16 protein-coding genes are annotated in these 18222 nt (G+C 32.0%); all 16 read left to right on the top strand.

All coding sequences use genetic code 11. The features are described from left to right. The first annotated feature begins 58 nt into the window (after window positions 1-58). Window positions 59-3457: a bifunctional aspartate kinase/homoserine dehydrogenase I gene (gene thrA, locus Q0997_RS11440; RefSeq protein WP_299888971.1), complete on the top strand. Its 3399-nt coding sequence runs from the start codon at window positions 59-61 to the stop codon at window positions 3455-3457. Window positions 3458-3462: 5 nt separating this feature from the next. Then, window positions 3463-4629: an aminotransferase class I/II-fold pyridoxal phosphate-dependent enzyme gene (locus tag Q0997_RS11435; protein ID WP_299888970.1), complete on the top strand. Its 1167-nt coding sequence runs from the start codon at window positions 3463-3465 to the stop codon at window positions 4627-4629. Continuing rightward, window positions 4629-5639, top strand: a complete 1011-nt coding sequence (locus Q0997_RS11430) for a homocysteine S-methyltransferase family protein (protein ID WP_299888968.1) — start codon at window positions 4629-4631, stop codon at window positions 5637-5639. Before Q0997_RS11435 ends, Q0997_RS11430 begins: the two co-directional genes overlap by 1 nt. 11 nt (window positions 5640-5650) lie before the next feature. Next, window positions 5651-8350, top strand: a complete 2700-nt coding sequence (gene metH, locus Q0997_RS11425) for a methionine synthase (RefSeq protein WP_299888966.1) — start codon at window positions 5651-5653, stop codon at window positions 8348-8350. A 2-nt stretch (window positions 8351-8352) separates the two neighbouring features. After that, entirely contained in the window at window positions 8353-9309 is a 957-nt protein-coding gene (gene metF / locus Q0997_RS11420; protein WP_299888964.1) for a methylenetetrahydrofolate reductase [NAD(P)H], read from the top strand. Between the two features lie 27 nt (window positions 9310-9336). Continuing rightward, window positions 9337-9753: an Rrf2 family transcriptional regulator gene (locus Q0997_RS11415; protein WP_299888962.1), complete on the top strand. Its 417-nt coding sequence runs from the start codon at window positions 9337-9339 to the stop codon at window positions 9751-9753. A gap of 85 nt (window positions 9754-9838) precedes the next feature. Next, window positions 9839-10132 carry a DUF2061 domain-containing protein gene (locus tag Q0997_RS11410; RefSeq protein WP_299888960.1) on the top strand — a complete coding sequence of 98 codons (294 nt, stop codon included), beginning with the start codon at window positions 9839-9841 and terminating at the stop codon, window positions 10130-10132. Beyond that, window positions 10132-10746, top strand: a complete 615-nt coding sequence (locus Q0997_RS11405) for a phosphoadenosine phosphosulfate reductase family protein (RefSeq protein WP_299888958.1) — start codon at window positions 10132-10134, stop codon at window positions 10744-10746. Before Q0997_RS11410 ends, Q0997_RS11405 begins: the two co-directional genes overlap by 1 nt. Then, on the top strand, window positions 10739-11674 hold the full coding sequence (gene cysD / locus Q0997_RS11400; protein WP_299888956.1) for a sulfate adenylyltransferase subunit CysD: 936 nt from the start codon (window positions 10739-10741) through the stop codon (window positions 11672-11674). The genes Q0997_RS11405 and cysD overlap by 8 nt, the downstream gene beginning before the upstream one ends. 23 nt (window positions 11675-11697) lie before the next feature. Continuing rightward, a complete protein-coding gene (locus Q0997_RS11395; RefSeq protein ID WP_299888955.1) occupies window positions 11698-12945 on the top strand; it encodes a GTP-binding protein in 1248 nt (415 codons plus the stop codon). An 18-nt stretch (window positions 12946-12963) separates the two neighbouring features. After that, entirely contained in the window at window positions 12964-13314 is a 351-nt protein-coding gene (locus tag Q0997_RS11390) for a 4Fe-4S dicluster domain-containing protein (RefSeq protein ID WP_299888953.1), read from the top strand. Between the two features lie 53 nt (window positions 13315-13367). Beyond that, on the top strand, window positions 13368-15461 hold the full coding sequence (locus tag Q0997_RS11385) for a HEPN domain-containing protein (RefSeq protein ID WP_299888951.1): 2094 nt from the start codon (window positions 13368-13370) through the stop codon (window positions 15459-15461). 5 nt (window positions 15462-15466) lie between these two features. Next, window positions 15467-16246, top strand: coding sequence for a uroporphyrinogen-III C-methyltransferase (cobA, locus tag Q0997_RS11380; RefSeq protein WP_299888950.1), 780 nt, complete (start codon window positions 15467-15469; stop codon window positions 16244-16246). A 5-nt stretch (window positions 16247-16251) separates the two neighbouring features. Continuing rightward, window positions 16252-16830 carry a bifunctional precorrin-2 dehydrogenase/sirohydrochlorin ferrochelatase gene (locus Q0997_RS11375; RefSeq protein ID WP_299888948.1) on the top strand — a complete coding sequence of 193 codons (579 nt, stop codon included), beginning with the start codon at window positions 16252-16254 and terminating at the stop codon, window positions 16828-16830. Window positions 16831-16834: 4 nt separating this feature from the next. Continuing rightward, window positions 16835-17884 (top strand): NAD(P)/FAD-dependent oxidoreductase, encoded by a 1050-nt coding sequence (locus tag Q0997_RS11370; RefSeq protein WP_299888946.1) that lies wholly within the window; start codon window positions 16835-16837, stop codon window positions 17882-17884. Beyond that, on the top strand, window positions 17884-18213 hold the full coding sequence (locus Q0997_RS11365; RefSeq protein ID WP_299888944.1) for a 2Fe-2S iron-sulfur cluster-binding protein: 330 nt from the start codon (window positions 17884-17886) through the stop codon (window positions 18211-18213). Before Q0997_RS11370 ends, Q0997_RS11365 begins: the two co-directional genes overlap by 1 nt. Window positions 18214-18222 lie beyond the last annotated feature (9 nt).

Below are 18222 nucleotides of genomic sequence, written 5' to 3'. Positions count from 1 at the left end.
TTTGATAATGTGGCGTAGCTCTTTTCTAAACTAATTAGCAATTTTTTAAACTGATAAAATGAATCAGATACATCATATATCTATTTTAGATTATGTCACTTTAAATGGAAGTAAGATTGAGTCTCTCAATTTGTCTTACGAAGTGTTTGGTAGACCATTACTAGATGCACCCATTGTATTAGTTAATCACGCATTAACAGGAAACAGTAGTGTCTCAGGTGAAAATGGTTGGTGGTCAGATTTAGTAGGCGATAATAAGGTTATTGATACTAATCGATATACTGTTTTAGCATTTAATATTCCAGGAAATGGTTATGATGGTTTTGAAATAGAAAATTATAAAGATTTTGTCGCACGAGACATTGCTAAACTATTTTTAATAGGTCTTGAGAAATTAAAAATAGACAACCTTTTTGCTGTTATTGGAGGTTCTCTTGGCGGAGGCATTTCATGGGAAATGGCAGTATTAAAACCAAATCTTTCTATGCATTTAATACCTGTAGCAACAGATTGGAAATCTACAGATTGGTTAATGGCAAATTGTCAAATTCAAGAGCAGTTTTTAACTAATTCTAATAACCCTGTTCATGATGCAAGAATGCATGCTATGCTATGTTATAGAACGCCAGAATCTTTTAAATCACGTTTTCAACGTTCAAAAAACGAGGTGTTAGAATTGTTTAATGTAGAGAGTTGGTTATTACATCATGGTAAGAAATTACAAGAACGTTTTCAATTATCTGCATATAAATTAATGAACCAATTATTGCGTACAATTGATGTTACTAAAGGGAGAGAAAATAGTGAAAACATCTTAGATAGTATACAATCTAAAATAACAATTGTAGCTGTAGATTCTGATTTGTTTTTTACAGCAGAAGAAAATAGAGAAACACAAAAACAGTTAGCATTAACACATCCTAATGTTACTTACAACGAGATAAATTCTATTCATGGTCATGATGCTTTTTTAATTGAATTCGAACAGCTAGAAAATATTATTAAAGACATTTTTAATCCGGAATCAAAAGAAAAAAGAATGAAAATATTAAAATTTGGTGGTAAATCTTTAGCTAATGGCGAAGGTATAAACCGAGTAATTTCTATAATAGAAAATAAAGTAAAAGCGAAAGAAAATATTGCAGTGGTTGTCTCAGCAAGAGGACAAGCAACAGATGAATTAGAAGCTATTCTAGACAAAGCTTTAGAAAATGAAAACTATCAAGAACAATTAAAAGCCTTTAAAGACTATCAAAATTTATTGACTAATGCAGATTTGTCTCAAGAATTTTCAAGATTAGATAGTTTATTTGAAGGTGTCCAGTTATTAGGTGATTATAATCAAAAAATAAAAGATGAAGTTTTGGCGCAAGGCGAATTAATTTCGGCCAAATTAATTTCTGCTTTATTAAAAGACAAAAATATAAACGCTAAAGCTGCAGATGCTAGAGCTCTTATTAAAACTGATGATAATTTTGGTAATGCTAAACCTAATGATGCTATATCTAAGAAAAATGTTGTTGATTATTTTAAACAAAATAATGGAACAACAGTAAATATTGTAACAGGTTTTATAGCTTCTAATAAAGATAATAAAACAACGACTTTAGGTAGAAATGGAAGTAATTATACAGCGTCATTATTAGCAAACTATTTAAATGCAGAAGAGTTACAGAATTATACGCATGTAAATGGAATTTACACCGCAAACCCCGATTTAGTAACAGATGCCAGAAAAATTGAAAGATTATCATTTACAGAAGCGAATGAGCTTGCAAATTTTGGAACAACCATCTTACATGCTAAAACTATTATTCCATTAATAGAAAAAAACATTCCGCTTCGCATATTAAATACGTTTAATCCTGATGATAAAGGCACTATTATTACCTCTCAAAATAACGCTAATGGTATTCGCTCATTATCCGTTTTAGATAATGTAGCCTTAGTAAATATTGAAGGACGTGGTTTGTTGGGGAAAGTTGGTGTCGACGCAAGAATTTTTAAGGCTTTAAGTAACGAAGATATTAGTGTTAGTATTATATCACAAGGCTCTTCAGAACGAGGAATAGGTTTGGTTATAGATGCAAATAAAGCTACTAAAGCAGTAATTGCATTAGAGAAAGAATTTGAAAACGATTTCTATTCGCAGGACATTAACAAGATTAATGTTATAGATGATGTTTCGGTTATATCAATTGTAGGTCAAGAATTAAGTACGTTTCATAAACCATTTAATGCTTTAATTAAAAATCAAATAACACCTCTGTTATTTAATAATACTATTACTGGAGAAAATGTAAGTATAGTACTTAAAAAAGAGCAGTTGCATAAAGCGTTAAACGTCATGCATGGTGAAATTTTTGGTATTTCAAAAAAGATAAACCTTGCTATTTTTGGACATGGTTTGGTTGGTAGTGAACTCATTAATCAAATTATAGCTTCTGCAGAAGATATTGAAAAAAGAAAAGGCATTAAACTAAATATTTTTGCAATTGCAAATTCTAAAAAAATATTGCTAAATAAAAAAGGAATCAATAAAAACTGGGAAAACGATCTTAATGATGAAGGAGAAAATTATACAATAGAAGATGTTTTTGAATATGCAAAATCTAATCATTTAGAAAATTTAATAGCTATTGATAATACGTCTAGTTTAGAGTTTGTTTCTAACTATATTCAATTAGTAGAAACAGGTTTCGATTTGGTGTCTTCAAATAAAATAGCCAATACTATTGATCTAGAATTCTATAATAAATTACGTAAAACCTTAGAGAAATACCAAAAATCATACTTGTATGAAACTAATGTTGGAGCCGGTTTGCCCTTAATAGATACCATTAAGCTATTGCATTTGTCGGGAGAAAACATAGTGCGTATTCGAGGTGTGTTTTCTGGGTCTTTAAGTTATTTGTTTAATACGTTTTCTTCAGAAGATATTTTGTTTTCAGAAGCGTTACAACAAGCTTTAGATAAAGGGTATACAGAACCAAACCCTAGAGAAGATTTAAGTGGTAATGATGTAGCAAGAAAATTATTAATCTTGGCTAGAGAATTAGATTTACATAACGATTTAAGTGATGTGTCTGTAGAAAACTTAATTCCTGAAAATTTACGGACTATAGAAACTTCAGCATTTTTGGAATCATTGCATACGTTAAATCCAATTTTTCAAAAGAAAAAAGAGCAACAAGATCCAAATCATGTGTTAAGATATATTGGGGATTTATATGGTGATCTGGCAGATGATAATGGAGCTAAATTAGATGTGAAATTAGTGTCTGTTCCTGAGCAATCAGCACTTGGAGCTTTAAAAGGTGCAGATTCAATATTCGAAATATATACAGAAAGTTATGGGGAAAACCCTATTGTTATTCAAGGTGCTGGTGCTGGAGCTTCAGTTACAGCAAGAGGTGTTTTTGGTGATATTCTAAGATTAACAGAAAAAAATAATTAAAAAGAATGAGTTCTAATCATATAGAAACACAGGCAATACGTACGCAAATAGAGCGCTCTCAATACTTAGAGCATTCAAATCCTTTGTATTTAACATCTAGTTATATTTTTGAAGATGCAGAAGATATGCGAGCTTCTTTTGCAGATGAAAAGGATCGTAATATCTATAGCCGTTATTCAAATCCAAATACATCAGAATTTATTGAGAAAATATGTAAAATGGAAGGCGCAGAAAGAGGCTATGCTTTCGCATCTGGAATGTCTGCCGTATTTTCAACATTTGCAGCTTTATTAAATGCAGGAGATCATATTATTTCATCTAGAAGTGTATTTGGATCAACGCAAACAATGTATAATAATATTCTGCCAAAATGGAATATCTCAACTAACTATTTTAAAATCAATGAAATTGACAAGATAGAAAGTCTTATACAACCTAATACAAAAGTAATTTATGCAGAAAGCCCAACAAATCCTGCAGTAGATATTTTAGATTTAGAACTATTGGGGCAAATTGCAAAAAAACATAATCTTATCTTAATAATAGATAACTGTTTTGCAACACCATATTTACAGCAACCAATAAAGTTTGGAGCCGATATCGTTATTCATTCTGCAACAAAACTAATTGATGGACAAGGTCGCGTTTTAGGCGGCGTTACAGTTGGTAGTGAAGCATTAATACAAAAAATCTATTTGTTTTCAAGAAATACAGGACCAGCGTTATCGCCTTTTAATGCATGGGTATTGTCTAAAAGTTTAGAAACACTTCCAGTAAGAGTAGATAAGCATTGTGAAAACGCATTTAAAGTAGCTCAATTTTTGGAGACGCATAATAAAGTAAATCTAGTTAAATACCCGTTTTTAAAATCGCATCCGCAATATGAATTGGCCAAAAAGCAAATGAAATTAGGAGGTAATATTGTGGCTTTCGAAATAAAAGGAGGTATTGAAGCTGGTAGAAACTTTTTGAATAGAATAAAGTTATTATCTCTATCTGCAAATTTAGGAGATACTAGAAGTATAGTAACGCATCCAGCATCAACAACACATGCTAAACTGTCTGAAGACGATAGATTACAAACAGGAATTACTGGAGGTTTGGTTCGTGTTTCTGTGGGGTTAGAATATGTAGATGATATTATAAATGATTTAAATCAAGCATTGAATTAATGGCAAATATTGAAGAAGAAATACAAAAGCGAATTCTAATTTTAGATGGAGCAATGGGAACAATGTTACAGCGTTATAATTTCACTGAAGCAGATTTTCGTGGAGAGCGTTTTAAAGATTATCCATCGCCTTTACAAGGTAATAATGATTTGTTGTCTTTAACACAACCTCAAGCTATTTCAGATATACATAGGCAGTATTTTGAAGCCGGAGCAGATATTGTAGAAACAAATACATTCTCAGGTACAACTATAGCTATGGCAGATTACGATATGGAAGATTTAGTCTATGAATTAAATTACGAATCGGCAAAAATTGCAAAATATGTAGCTAATGAGTTTACTCAAAAGAATCCTAAGAAACCAAGATTTGTTGCGGGTAGTATTGGGCCAACAAATAGAACTGCTAGTTTATCTCCGGATGTTAATAAACCAGAGTATCGCGCAGTAACGTTCGAAGAATTACGATTAGCGTATAAACAACAAATAGAAGCTTTAGTTGATGGTGGTGTAGATTTACTTTTAGTAGAAACGATCTTCGATACATTAAATGCAAAAGCAGCATTATTTGCTATAGAAGAAGTAAAAGAAGAACGTAATATTGATATTCCAATTATGGTATCTGGAACAATTACTGATGCTTCAGGGCGCACATTGTCTGGGCAGACAGTCGAAGCTTTTTTAGCATCTATTTCTCATGTGCAGTTGTTAAGTGTAGGATTTAATTGTGCCTTAGGAGCCGAGCAGTTACAGCCGTATTTAAAACGATTAGCAAATGAGACAACATTTTATACTTCGGCACACCCTAATGCAGGATTGCCAAATGCTTTTGGTGAGTATGATGAATCTGCAGAAGAAATGCAAGCGTATATTGAAAGCTATCTTAAAGATGATTTAATAAATATTATTGGAGGTTGCTGTGGCACAAACCCAGATCATATTAAAGCCATTGCAGATGTGTCTGCAAATTATAAACCCCGTCAAATCTCTGTGCAAGCAGAAACTTTTTAAAGATTAAAGTTATGCCTAAGGATAATAAATATTTAACATTATCTGGCTTAGAGCCACTTGTAGTTACACCAGATACTAATTTTATTAATGTTGGAGAGCGAACTAATGTTACTGGCTCTCGTAAATTTTTACGTTTAATAAAAGAAGAAAAATTTGAAGAAGCGTTAAGTGTTGCTAGAGACCAAGTAGAAGGTGGTGCGCAAATTATTGATGTCAATATGGATGAAGGTATGCTTGATGGTGTAGAAGCTATGACTACCTTTTTAAATCTTATTGCTTCAGAACCAGATATTGCAAGAGTCCCAATTATGATTGATAGCTCTAAATGGGAAATAATTGAAGCGGGGTTACAAGTTGTTCAAGGGAAAAGTGTAGTAAATTCTATTAGTTTAAAAGAAGGAGAAGCCCAATTTAAATACCAAGCAAAATTAGTAAAACGTTATGGAGCTGCAGTAATTGTGATGGCTTTTGATGAGCATGGGCAAGCAGATACTTATGAAAGACGTATTGAAATATGTAAACGATCTTACGATATATTAGTTAGTGAAGTCAATTTTCCTCCTCAAGACATCATATTCGACCCTAATATATTTCCTGTGGCTACAGGAATGGAAGAACACAGAAAAAATGCTCTAGACTTCTTTAATGCTACTAAATGGATTCGTGAAAATTTACCTTATGCTAATGTCTCTGGAGGCGTGAGTAATGTGTCATTCTCATTTAGAGGAAATAATACGGTTCGAGAGGCAATGCACTCTTCGTTTTTATATCATGCCATAAAAAATGGAATGAATTTAGGAATTGTAAACCCAACAATGTTGGAGATTTATGATGAAATAGATAAAGAATTATTAGAACGTGTTGAAGATGTCTTATTTGATAGAAAAGATGATGCTACAGAACGGCTCTTAGATTTTGCAGAAACAGTAAAAGGGAATAAAAAAGAAGAAACCGAAACAATACAGGAATGGCGTAATTTAAACTTACAATCTAGAATAACACATGCCTTAGTAAAAGGGATAGATGCTTTTATTGTTGAAGATGTTGAAGAAGCGAGATTATCAGTTTCTAGACCAATACAAGTGATTGAGGGACATTTAATGATAGGAATGAATGTTGTTGGAGATCTTTTTGGAAGTGGAAAAATGTTCTTACCACAAGTTGTGAAATCAGCAAGAGTAATGAAAAAAGCAGTAGCTTATTTACAGCCGTTTATTGAAGATGAAAAAGATGGAAAACAAGAGTTTGCTGGAAAGATTTTAATGGCAACTGTAAAAGGAGATGTTCATGATATAGGGAAAAATATAGTAAGTGTTGTTTTGGGGTGTAATAATTACGAAATCATTGATTTAGGAGTCATGGTTCCTCCAGAAAAAATTATAGAAACTGCTATAAAAGAAAGAGTAGATGTAATTGGTTTAAGTGGATTAATAACACCGTCATTAGATGAAATGGTTTATGTGTCTAAGGAATTAGAAAAACAAAATATCGAAATCCCATTAATTATTGGAGGAGCAACAACATCAAAAGCACATACTGCTGTAAAAATTGCGCCGCATTACCAAAATACTGTTATCCATATTAATGATGCATCTCGTGCAGTTACTGTAGTTGGAGATTTATTACAAGAAAGTAACACATTATATAAAAATCAAATTCGTGAAGAGTATAATAAATTTCGAGAACAATTTTTAAGTCGAACAAAACAAAAAGAATACAGAACAATTGATGAAGCGAGAGCACGAAAATTTAAAATTGATTGGGAAACTACAAGCATTGTAAAACCAAAACAGTTAGGTGTTCAAACTATTCATGAATTTGATATTAAGTCACTTGAGTCATTTATTGATTGGTCGCCCTTTTTTAGAAGTTGGGACTTACATGGTAAATACCCAGATATTTTAAAAGATGAAATAGTTGGAACCCAAGCAACAGAATTATTTGCAGATGCTCAAGAACTACTTAGGGAAATATTTGATGAGAAATTGTTAAAAGCAAAAGCTGTTTTTGGTTTGTTTCCAGCAAATACCGTAAATGATGATGATATTGAAGTAAAGGTTCCTAATATGTGCTCAAGCGGATTTGATAGCCAAAGTAAGAATATTAAATTTTTAACCTTACGCCAACAGCTTAAAAAACGAGAAAGCATTCCAAACTTTGCATTAGCCGATTTTATTGCACCTAAAGCTACAGGAATTCAGGATTATATTGGTGCATTTTGCGTGACTACGGGCTTTGGAACAAAAGAGTTGGCAGAACAATTTGAAGCTAATAATGATGATTACAACTCTATTATGATAAAAGCTTTAGCAGATAGATTAGCCGAGGCTTTTGCAGAGTATTTACATAAAGAAGTACGAACAAAACATTGGGCTTATACTGAAAATGAAACATTAAGTAATCAAGATTTAATAAAAGAAAATTATAAAGGCATTCGTCCAGCGCCTGGATATCCAGCATGTCCAGATCATTTAGAGAAAACAACGATTTGGGAGCTTTTAGATGTTGAAAAAAATATTGGAGTAAAACTAACTGAAAGTTTGGCTATGTGGCCAGCAGCGAGTGTAAGTGGTTATTATTTTGGTAATAAAGAAGCTAAATATTTCGGTCTTGGAAAAATAAAAGAAGATCAATTAAAGGATTATGCTAAACGTAGAAGTATTAATGAAGAAATAGCTAGAAAATGGCTAAATCCAAATCTAGCAGAATAAGTATGAAAGTAGTAGAACATATAAACGAAGCGAATGGGAAAACACGCTTTTCATTCGAGATTTTGCCACCTTTAAAAGGACAGCATATTCAATCTATTTTTGATAATATAGACCCTTTAATGGAATTTAAACCTCCATTTATTGATGTTACTTATCACAGAGAAGAGTATACTTATAAAGATTGTGGTAATGGTTTATTAAAAAAGCAAGTTGTTAAAAAACGTCCAGGTACAGTAGGGATATGTGCTGCACTACAAAATAAATATCAAGTCGACGCTATTCCTCATATTCTATGTGGAGGTTTTACTAAAGAAGATACCGAGAATTTTTTAATTGATCTGGATTTTTTAGGAATTGATAATGTCATGGCTTTACGTGGTGACGCAGTAAAAACAGAAACGTATTTTGCACCTGAAAAAGAAGGGCATCATTATGCAAGTGAACTTGTAACACAAATTTCAAATTTAAATAATGCTAAATATTTAGATGATGAATTAGAAAATTGTTCAGCAACAAACTTTTGTGTAGGAGTTGGCGCTTATCCAGAAAAGCATATGGAAGCACCAAGTTTGGATAGTGATATTCATTTTTTAAAAAAGAAAATTAAAAACGGAGCAGAATATATAGTCACTCAAATGTTTTTTGATAATCAAAAATATTTTGAATTTGTAAAAAAATGTAGAAATGAAGGGATAACAGTGCCAATAATACCAGGGTTAAAACCTATAGCTACTAAAAGACAATTAAATATAATTCCCCATAGGTTTCATGTAGATTTACCAGAAGCTCTTATATTAGAGGTTGTAAAGTGTAAGGATAATAAAGAAGTGAGACAAATAGGTATAGAATGGTGTATACAGCAATCTAAAGAATTAGAAAAAGCTGGTATTCCAGTATTACATTATTATTCAATGGGGAAAAGTGATAATATTAAGGCAATAGCCGAAGCTATCTTTTAAATAATTAAAAATAAGTACATTTGTTGTATGCTTTCAAAGAAAACAAAATATGGAATTAAGGCTCTAGTGCATTTAGGAAAAAAAGAAGAACGCGACCCTGTTCAAATTGCAAACATTTCTAAAGCAGAAAATATATCTCAAAAATTTTTAGAGAGTATATTACTAACTCTTAAAAAAAATGGAGTTTTAGGTTCTAAAAAAGGAAAAACAGGAGGGTATTATCTTATAAAAGAGCCAGAAGATATAAAAATGGCTGATGTTATGCGTGCACTTGAAGGGCCTATTGCGATGGTACCGTGTGTAAGTCTTAATTTTTATGAGAGATGTGATGATTGTCCTGATGAAACTGTTTGTGCAGTCCATAATCTAATGCTAGATGTAAGAGATAGTACTTTAAAAATATTTAATAATACAACACTCTCAGATTTAATTTCTCAAAAATAACATAAATACTTTGCTAGATTTAATTTCTTGATTTACATTTGTTTTAAATTCCTAGTATTCCTATAGGAATTAAATAGTAATAAAAATGATGATAAATATTTTATATAAAAATGACATTAAAAAAGAAGGAAAAGAGACTTCTTTAAATGGTGCGCAAAATAAAATAGAAAACAAAACCTCTGAAGAGAAAATAAAGAGAAGTTTAATGAAAACAATTAGTTGGAGAGTAATTGGGACATTAGATACTGTACTTATATCGTATTTAATTACAGGAACAATAGCAATGGCAATTTCAATTGGAGGAATTGAGCTAGTCTCAAAAATGGGTTTGTACTTTTTTCATGAGCGTGCTTGGAATAAAATAAAATGGGGAAAATAATGGAATTAGACTTAAATAAAATAAACAAAAAGTTACAAGGTAAAACACCTATAGAGATTGTGAAATGGGCAATAGGAATTGCTAAATCGCCATTAGTTACAACTAATTTTAGACCCTATGAAGCTGCTATTTTAAATGTTACAAGTCAAATAAAAAAGGATATTAAAGTGGTTTGGTGTGATACAGGGTATAATACACCTAATACATATAAACATGCAGAAGAAGTTATTAAGCAATTAAATTTAAATGTAAAATTATTTGTGCCAATGCAAACAACAGCACATAGAGATATCGTTTTAGGTATTCCCGAAATTAATAATCCTGCGCATAAGATATTTACAGAACAAGTAAAATTAGAGCCTTTTAAAAGAGCGATGGATGAGCATAAACCAGATGTGTGGTTTACAAATTTACGTAAAGGACAAACTGCATTTAGAGACAGTATAAATATTGTTTCTCAAGATAAAAATGGAGTAATAAAAGTGAGTCCTTTTTACAATTGGACAGATGAAGAATTAGATGACTATTTAGAAGAAAATAATTTGCCAAATGAATTTAAATATTTCGATCCAACAAAACAATTAGCTAATAGAGAGTGTGGATTACATGCTTAATACCTCTAAAACATATAATAACCAAATGAAAGATACATCAAAAGTAAATCCATTAGAAAGTGAAGCTATATACATTATGCGAGAAGTGGCTGCTCAATTCGAAAAGCCAGTGCTTTTATTTTCTGGGGGAAAAGATTCAATCACCTTAGTGCGTCTAGCGCAAAAGGCATTTTATCCAGCAAAAATTCCTTTCCCATTAATGCATATCGATACAGGACATAATTTTCCTGAAACTATAGAATTTAGAGACCGCTTAGTCAAAGAATTAGGTTTAGAACTTATTGTAAGAAATGTTCAAGATTCTATTGATGAAGGTAAAGTTAAAGAAGAATCTGGAAGATATTCTAGTAGAAATGTATTACAAACTACTACTCTTTTAGATGCTATTGAAGAATTTAAGTTTGATGCATGTATTGGAGGAGCAAGACGTGATGAGGAAAAAGCAAGAGCAAAAGAGCGTATTTTTTCTGTACGTGATGATTTTGGGCAATGGGACGAGAAAAACCAAAGGCCAGAATTATTCGATATGCTTAATGGCCAAATCGAGTTAGGGCAAAATGTACGTGTTTTTCCTATTTCTAACTGGACAGAATTAGATGTCTGGTCATATATACAAAAAGAACAAATTGAAATTCCTTCAATCTATTTTGCTCATACAAGAGCTACATTTTTAAGAGATGGTTTAATATGGTCTGCAGATGATGATGTGGTTTATAGAGATAAAGACGAGGAGGTTATAGAAAGAATAGTACGATTTAGAACAGTAGGAGATATGAGTTGTACTGCGGCAGTGTTATCTACTGCAGCAGATATTAAAAGTGTGGTACAAGAAATTAGAGAATCTTCAATCTCAGAAAGAGGAGCAAGAATAGATGATAAACGTTCTGAGGCTGCAATGGAAAAAAGAAAACAACAAGGATATTTTTAATATAAAGTAATTAAATATAATAAATGGAAGTTTTAAAAATAGCAACAGCAGGAAGCGTAGATGATGGAAAAAGTACATTAATTGGAAGATTACTTTACGATACCAAATCACTAACTACAGATAAATTAGAAGCAATAGAAAAAAAGAGTAAGCAACTAGGTTACGATTATTTAGATTTTTCTTTAGCAACAGATGGATTAGTAGCAGAAAGAGAACAAGGTATAACAATAGATGTCGCACATATTTATTTTTCTACTGCAAATAAAAGTTACATAATTGCAGATACACCTGGACATGTCGAGTATACTAGAAATATGGTTACAGGAGCTTCAACATCTCAAGCAGCTATAGTATTAATTGATGCTCGTAAAGGTGTTATAGAGCAAACTAATCGTCATTTTTTTATTAATAATCTATTAAGAATTAAAACAGTTATAGTCGCTATAAATAAAATGGATTTAGTAGATTTTTCTAAGGAAAAATACGATGAAATTAAAGCAGACTTTGAAGCTTTAATGAGTAAAAGAGATTATAAGGACCAAAAAATAACTTTTGTGCCAGTTAGTGCTTTAAAAGGAGATAATGTAGTTAATAAATCTAAAAACACACCTTGGTATACTGGTGAAACATTATTACAGTATTTAGAAAAAATAGATAATCAAGATATATACAATACAGGTACACCAAGATTTCCAGTACAATATGTAATTAGACCAAAGACCGAAGAATTCCATGATTTTAGAGGTTATGCAGGAAAAATATATGGAGGAGAACTTAGTCTAGGAGATGAAGTAGTGGTGTTGCCTTCACAAACAAGATCTAAAATAAAAGAAATATTATTTCATGATCAAAAAGTAGAAACAGCTTCAAGACGCTCTTCTGTAGTAATAACACTTGAAAACGATGTAAATATTAGCCGCGGCGATATGATTGTTAAAGCTAATGATTTGCCAACTATAGATAAACAATTTGTTGCAACTATTTCTTGGATGGATTCACAACAATTAACCCTAGGAAGCAAGTATATAATACAGCATGGAGTAAATAAAGTGTTAGCAAAAGTAGATCGTATACATCATAAAATAAATCCAGATTATTCAGGAATCGATGAGAATGCAAAGGCTTTAAATATGAATGACATAGCATCAGTTTCTTTTAAGTTAAATAAACCTGTTTTTTACGATTCTTTTAAATCACACAGAACAAATGGCTCTTTTATATTAATAGATAATCAATCTAATAATACAGTCGGTGCAGGATTTATCCAATAACTCTTTTAAATAAAAGCAATGGCAATTATAATAACAGACGAATGCATTAATTGTGGTGCTTGTGAACCAGAATGCCCAAACACTGCTATTTACGAAGGTGGAGAAAGTTGGAAATACAAAGATGGAACCTCGTTGGTAGATGACAAAATAGCAATGCCTAATGGTATAGAGATAAATGCAAATGAAGAACAAACACCTATTTCGGATGAGTTTTATTTTATAGCTCCAGATAAATGTACAGAATGTGTTGGGTTTCATGAAGAGCCACAATGTGCCGCAGTTTGCCCAGTAGATTGTTGCGTACCTGATGATGATTATGTAGAGACGGAAGATGAGTTATTAACTAAACAAGCTTTTCTTCACAAGTAAAAATTATAAATAAGAAACTGCGTAAAAGTAGTTTTAAGCTAAGATTAATAATAATGCAAAGTTTTAGAACAGAAATTGAAAATCCTATAGTAGAAAAGGATGTCATAGAATTAGCTAATAAAATAGAGCTTTTTCATAATGGAAAAATCGACGAAGAAAAATTTAGAAGCTTGCGTTTAGCTCGTGGTGTTTATGGTCAGCGTCAACATGGTGTGCAAATGATTCGTATAAAGCTACCATATGGTAAGGTGTTAAGTCATCAATTACGAAGAATTAGTGAAGTTTCAGACGAGTATTCAAGAAGTCGGTTGCATATAACAACGCGTCAGGATATACAAATTCATTATGTAGATTTAAATCGTACGCCAGAACTTTGGGCAGAATTAGAAAAAGATAATGTAACCTTAAGAGAAGCTTGTGGAAATACAGTTAGAAATGTAACTGCAAGTGAAACAGCAGGAATAGATGTTAACGAACCTTTTGATGTGTCTCCATATGCAGATGCTCTATTTCGTTTTTTTCTAAGAAACGCTATTTGCCAAGAAATGGGTAGGAAGTTTAAAGTCTCTTTTTCTGCTACAGATGAGGATACAGGATTGTCATATATGCATGATTTAGGCTTTATAGCTAAAATTGAAAACGGTATAAAAGGCTTTAAAGTAATGCTAGGTGGTGGTTTAGGCTCTCAGCCTAGACATGCAGATGTGTTTTACGAATTCTTAGCTTCAGATAAAATAATTCCTTTAATGGAAGGTGTTTTAAGAGTGTTTGATCGTTATGGAGAGCGTAAAAGTAGAGCTAAAGCTAGGTTGAAATTTTTAATAAAAGATATTGGTTTAGAGGCTTTTAAAGAATTAGTAGCTGAAGAGCAAAATGCTATTGAATTTAAAACGGTAAAAATAGATGAAACGGATTATGTAACCTCTATTCCAGTAGAAGTAGAAACGCCTATTGTAGAAATAAAAGATAGAAAGGCCTTCGATTTATGGAAGTCTACAAATGTAATTCCTCAAAAACAAAAGGGCTATTTTGCTATTGGGGTAAAGGTATTATTAGGAGATTTTTATACAGATAAAGCACGTTTGTTGGCCAATTTAGTTGAGCAATATGGAGCAGGAGAAATACGCTTAACATTAAGGCAAAATATATTAATTCCTTTTGTTAGAGAAGACTTGATTCCATTTTTCTATTCAGAATTAGAAAAATTAGGTTTTGCTGAAGCAGGATATAATAAAGCAGTAGATATAACGGCATGTCCTGGTACAGATACTTGTAATTTAGGAATTGCAAGTAGTACTGGTATTGCTGAAGAATTAGAGCGTATTATAAAAACAGAATACCCTAGTTATTTACAAAATGAAGATCTAGTGATTAAAATTAGTGGTTGTATGAATGCTTGTGGACAACACAATATGGCAAACATTGGTTTTCAAGGTATGTCTATAAGAACTAAAGATAAATTAGTTGCTCCGGGATTACAAGTGCTTTTAGGCGGAGGAAATATAGGAAATGGTAAAGCTTATTTTGCAGATAAAGTAGTCAAGGTTCCAAGTCGTAGAGGTCCAGAAGCATTACGTCGTATTCTTAATGATTATGAAGCTAACGGAAAAGAGCAATTGTATGCTGACTACTATAAAGAAAAAGGAGAGAAATACTTCTATGAACTATTAACAGATTTATCTAATATAGATAATTTAACACAGGAAGATTTTATTGATTGGGGAACAGAAGAGCATTATGTTAAAGCAATAGGTATTGGAGAATGTGCAGGAGTAGTTATCGATTTAATTTCCACATTGTTTCTAGAAAGTGAAGAGAAAATAGAAGAAGCTAAAGTAGCATTTAATAATAAAGTGTATTCTAGTGCTATCTACGAAGCATACCGTTCCATGGTAAATTCTGCAAAAGCAATTTTACTTTCAGAAAATATAAAAACAAATACGCAAGCAAGTATTATTAAGCAATTTGATGAGTTGTTTGTTGAAACCAAAAAAATAAATATAGATACTTCATTTTCAGATGTGGTATATCAAATAAAAGTCTATTCGCCAACTGTAGACTTTGCAGCTAATTATATTAATTCAGCGCGTTATTTTCTAGATGCCGTTAAGGAATATAGAGAAACACAACTAGCTGTTAAAAATTAAAAATCATGATACCAAAATTAACAGTAGTTGGAGCTGGGCCAGGCGATCCGGACTTAATCACCTTAAAGGCAGTAAAAACAATAGCGTCTGCCGATGTTATTTTATATGATGCTCTTGTTAATAAAGATTTATTAGACTATGCATCAAAACATACAGAGCTTATTTTTGTAGGAAAACGAAAAGGTTGTTATGCCTATCAGCAAAATCAAATAAATGAGATGATTGTTGAACGGGCGTTGCGATGTGGGCATGTTGTACGTTTAAAAGGCGGTGATCCATTTATTTTTGGACGAGGAGCAGAAGAGTTAGAATATGCTAAAGATTATGCAATTGAAGTTGCTGTAGTACCTGGTATCTCATCATCTTCAGCGGTACCTGCATATCAAGGAATTCCGTTAACTAAACGAAATGCTTCTGAAAGTTTTTGGGTTATTACTGGCACTACAAAATCACATGAAATTTCTGGAGATATTGCATTGGCAGCAAAATCTAAAGCAACAGTAGTTGTTTTAATGGGAATGGGAAAACTTTCAGAAATTACTCGTCTCTTTTCTGCAGAAGGAAAGTCAGAAACACCAGTAGCAATTATACAAAACGGCACTACAGATATAGAGAAAGTTGGCATTGGTACTATAGATACTATAGAAGCAATAGTTAAAGAAAAACAACTAGCATCTCCAGCAATAATAATTATTGGAGAAGTAGTTAACGAGCGTATTGATTTATCATCTATGTATGAAAAAGCAAATAGGGTAACACGATTTTCAGAACCAGTTTTAGTTTAAAATTTATGGAAAGAAATAATTTATATCCATTGTTTTTAAAAGTTAAAAACCTGGACATTCTAATTGTTGGTGGTGGATATGTAGCAGAAGAGAAGCTTACATTCTTATTAAAATCTAGTCCAGATGCTAAAGTAACGATGTTGTCTCCAATGTATAGAAAAGGAACATTAGAAGTGGCAAGAAAAGGCAATGTTAACCTAATAAAAGATTATTATAATATTAACTATTTAGATAGAAAGCACATTGTTATAGCAACGACAGATAATCCAGAAGTTAACATTCAAGTATATCAAGATTGTAGAGCACAAAGTAAGTTGGTTAATGTAGCAGATAATCCGCCATATTGTGATTTTTATATGGGCGGAATTGTAACAAAAGGGAATGTTAAAGTCGCAATTTCAACTAATGGTAAATCTCCAACGACTGCGAAAAGATTACGTCAATTTTTTGAAGATGTTATACCAGAAAATATAGACGATTTAGTAAGAAATCTAAATAAATATATAAAAACAATAAAAGGAGATTTTGAACATAAGGTTGAAACATTAAATGAATTTACTAAAGGTTTAGTAGAAAAAATATAATAGAATGATTAAAACAGATATACTAATAATAGGAGCAGGGCCAACGGGTTTATTTACTGTATTTGAAGCAGGACTGTTAAAATTAAAGTGCCATTTAATTGATGCCTTACCACAACCTGGCGGTCAATGCTCCGAATTATACCCAAAAAAACCTATTTATGATATCCCTGGTTTTCCAGAAATATTAGCAGGAGATTTAACACAAAACCTATTAGAACAAGGCAAGCAATTTGAACCTGGTTTTACTTTAGGAGAGCGTGCAGAAACAATAGAAAAACAAGAAGACGGAAGCTTTATTGTTACTACTAATAAAGGAACAAAACATCATGCGCCTATTATTGCTATAGCTGGTGGCTTAGGAAGTTTTGAGCCAAGGAAGCCTAAGTTAGAAAACATAGAGCAGTATGAAGATAAAGGAGTCGCTTATTTTATTAAAGATCCAGAAGCTTATAGAGATAAGAAAGTGGTTATTGCTGGTGGTGGAGATTCAGCACTAGACTGGAGTATTTTTCTGGCCGACGTAGCATCAGAAGTCACTTTAATTCATAGACGTAATGAGTTTAGAGGCGCATTAGATTCGGTAGAAAAAGTACAAGAATTGAAGTTATTAAATAAAATAAATTTAATAACTCCGGCAGAAGTTACAGCTTTGCATGGTGAAAATAATATAGAAGCTATTACAGTTGCAAAAGATGGTGAAGAGGCTATTTTGGAAACAGATTATTTTATTCCTCTTTTTGGGTTGTCACCAAAGTTAGGCCCTATTGGGAGTTGGGGATTAGAAATTGAAAAGAATGCAATAAAAGTAGACACTTTAGATTACCAAACTAATATCCCTGGCATATTTGCTATTGGAGATGTTAATACATACGAAGGAAAGTTAAAATTAATTCTTTGTGGATTTCATGAGGCAACATTAATGTGCCAATCTGCATATAAAATATTAAACCCAGGAAAGAAGTTTGTTTTAAAATACACAACAGTTAGTGGTATAAATGGCTTTGATGGTACTCGTAAAGAATCTCCAAAAGCTGTTGTAAAAGCTATTGTGTAATGCAAGATGTAACCATACATATAACAGATCGAGAAGGTGAAAAACACAAAGTGTTGGCACCAACAGACATGGCTATGAATTTAATGGAAGTTATTAAATCATATGAGTTGGCTCCAGAAGGTACTATTGGTATATGTGGTGGCATGGCTATGTGCGCTTCCTGTCAATGTTATGTATTATCTAAGCATGATCTTGATGTAAAAGGAGATGAAGAAGATGCCATGTTATCTGAAGCTTTTGATGTTAAAGAGAGTAGCAGATTAAGCTGTCAAATACCAATAACAGCAAAGCTTAATGAATTAGAAATTGAATTAGCTCCAGAATCATAAATAATAAAC

Origin of the sequence: uncultured Lacinutrix sp. (genome assembly GCF_947500325.1) — a bacterium.
Lineage (GTDB): Bacteria > Bacteroidota > Bacteroidia > Flavobacteriales > Flavobacteriaceae > Lacinutrix.
The sequence above is the reverse complement of the archived record's forward strand: the minus strand, read 5'-3'. Positions and strand labels throughout refer to the sequence as shown.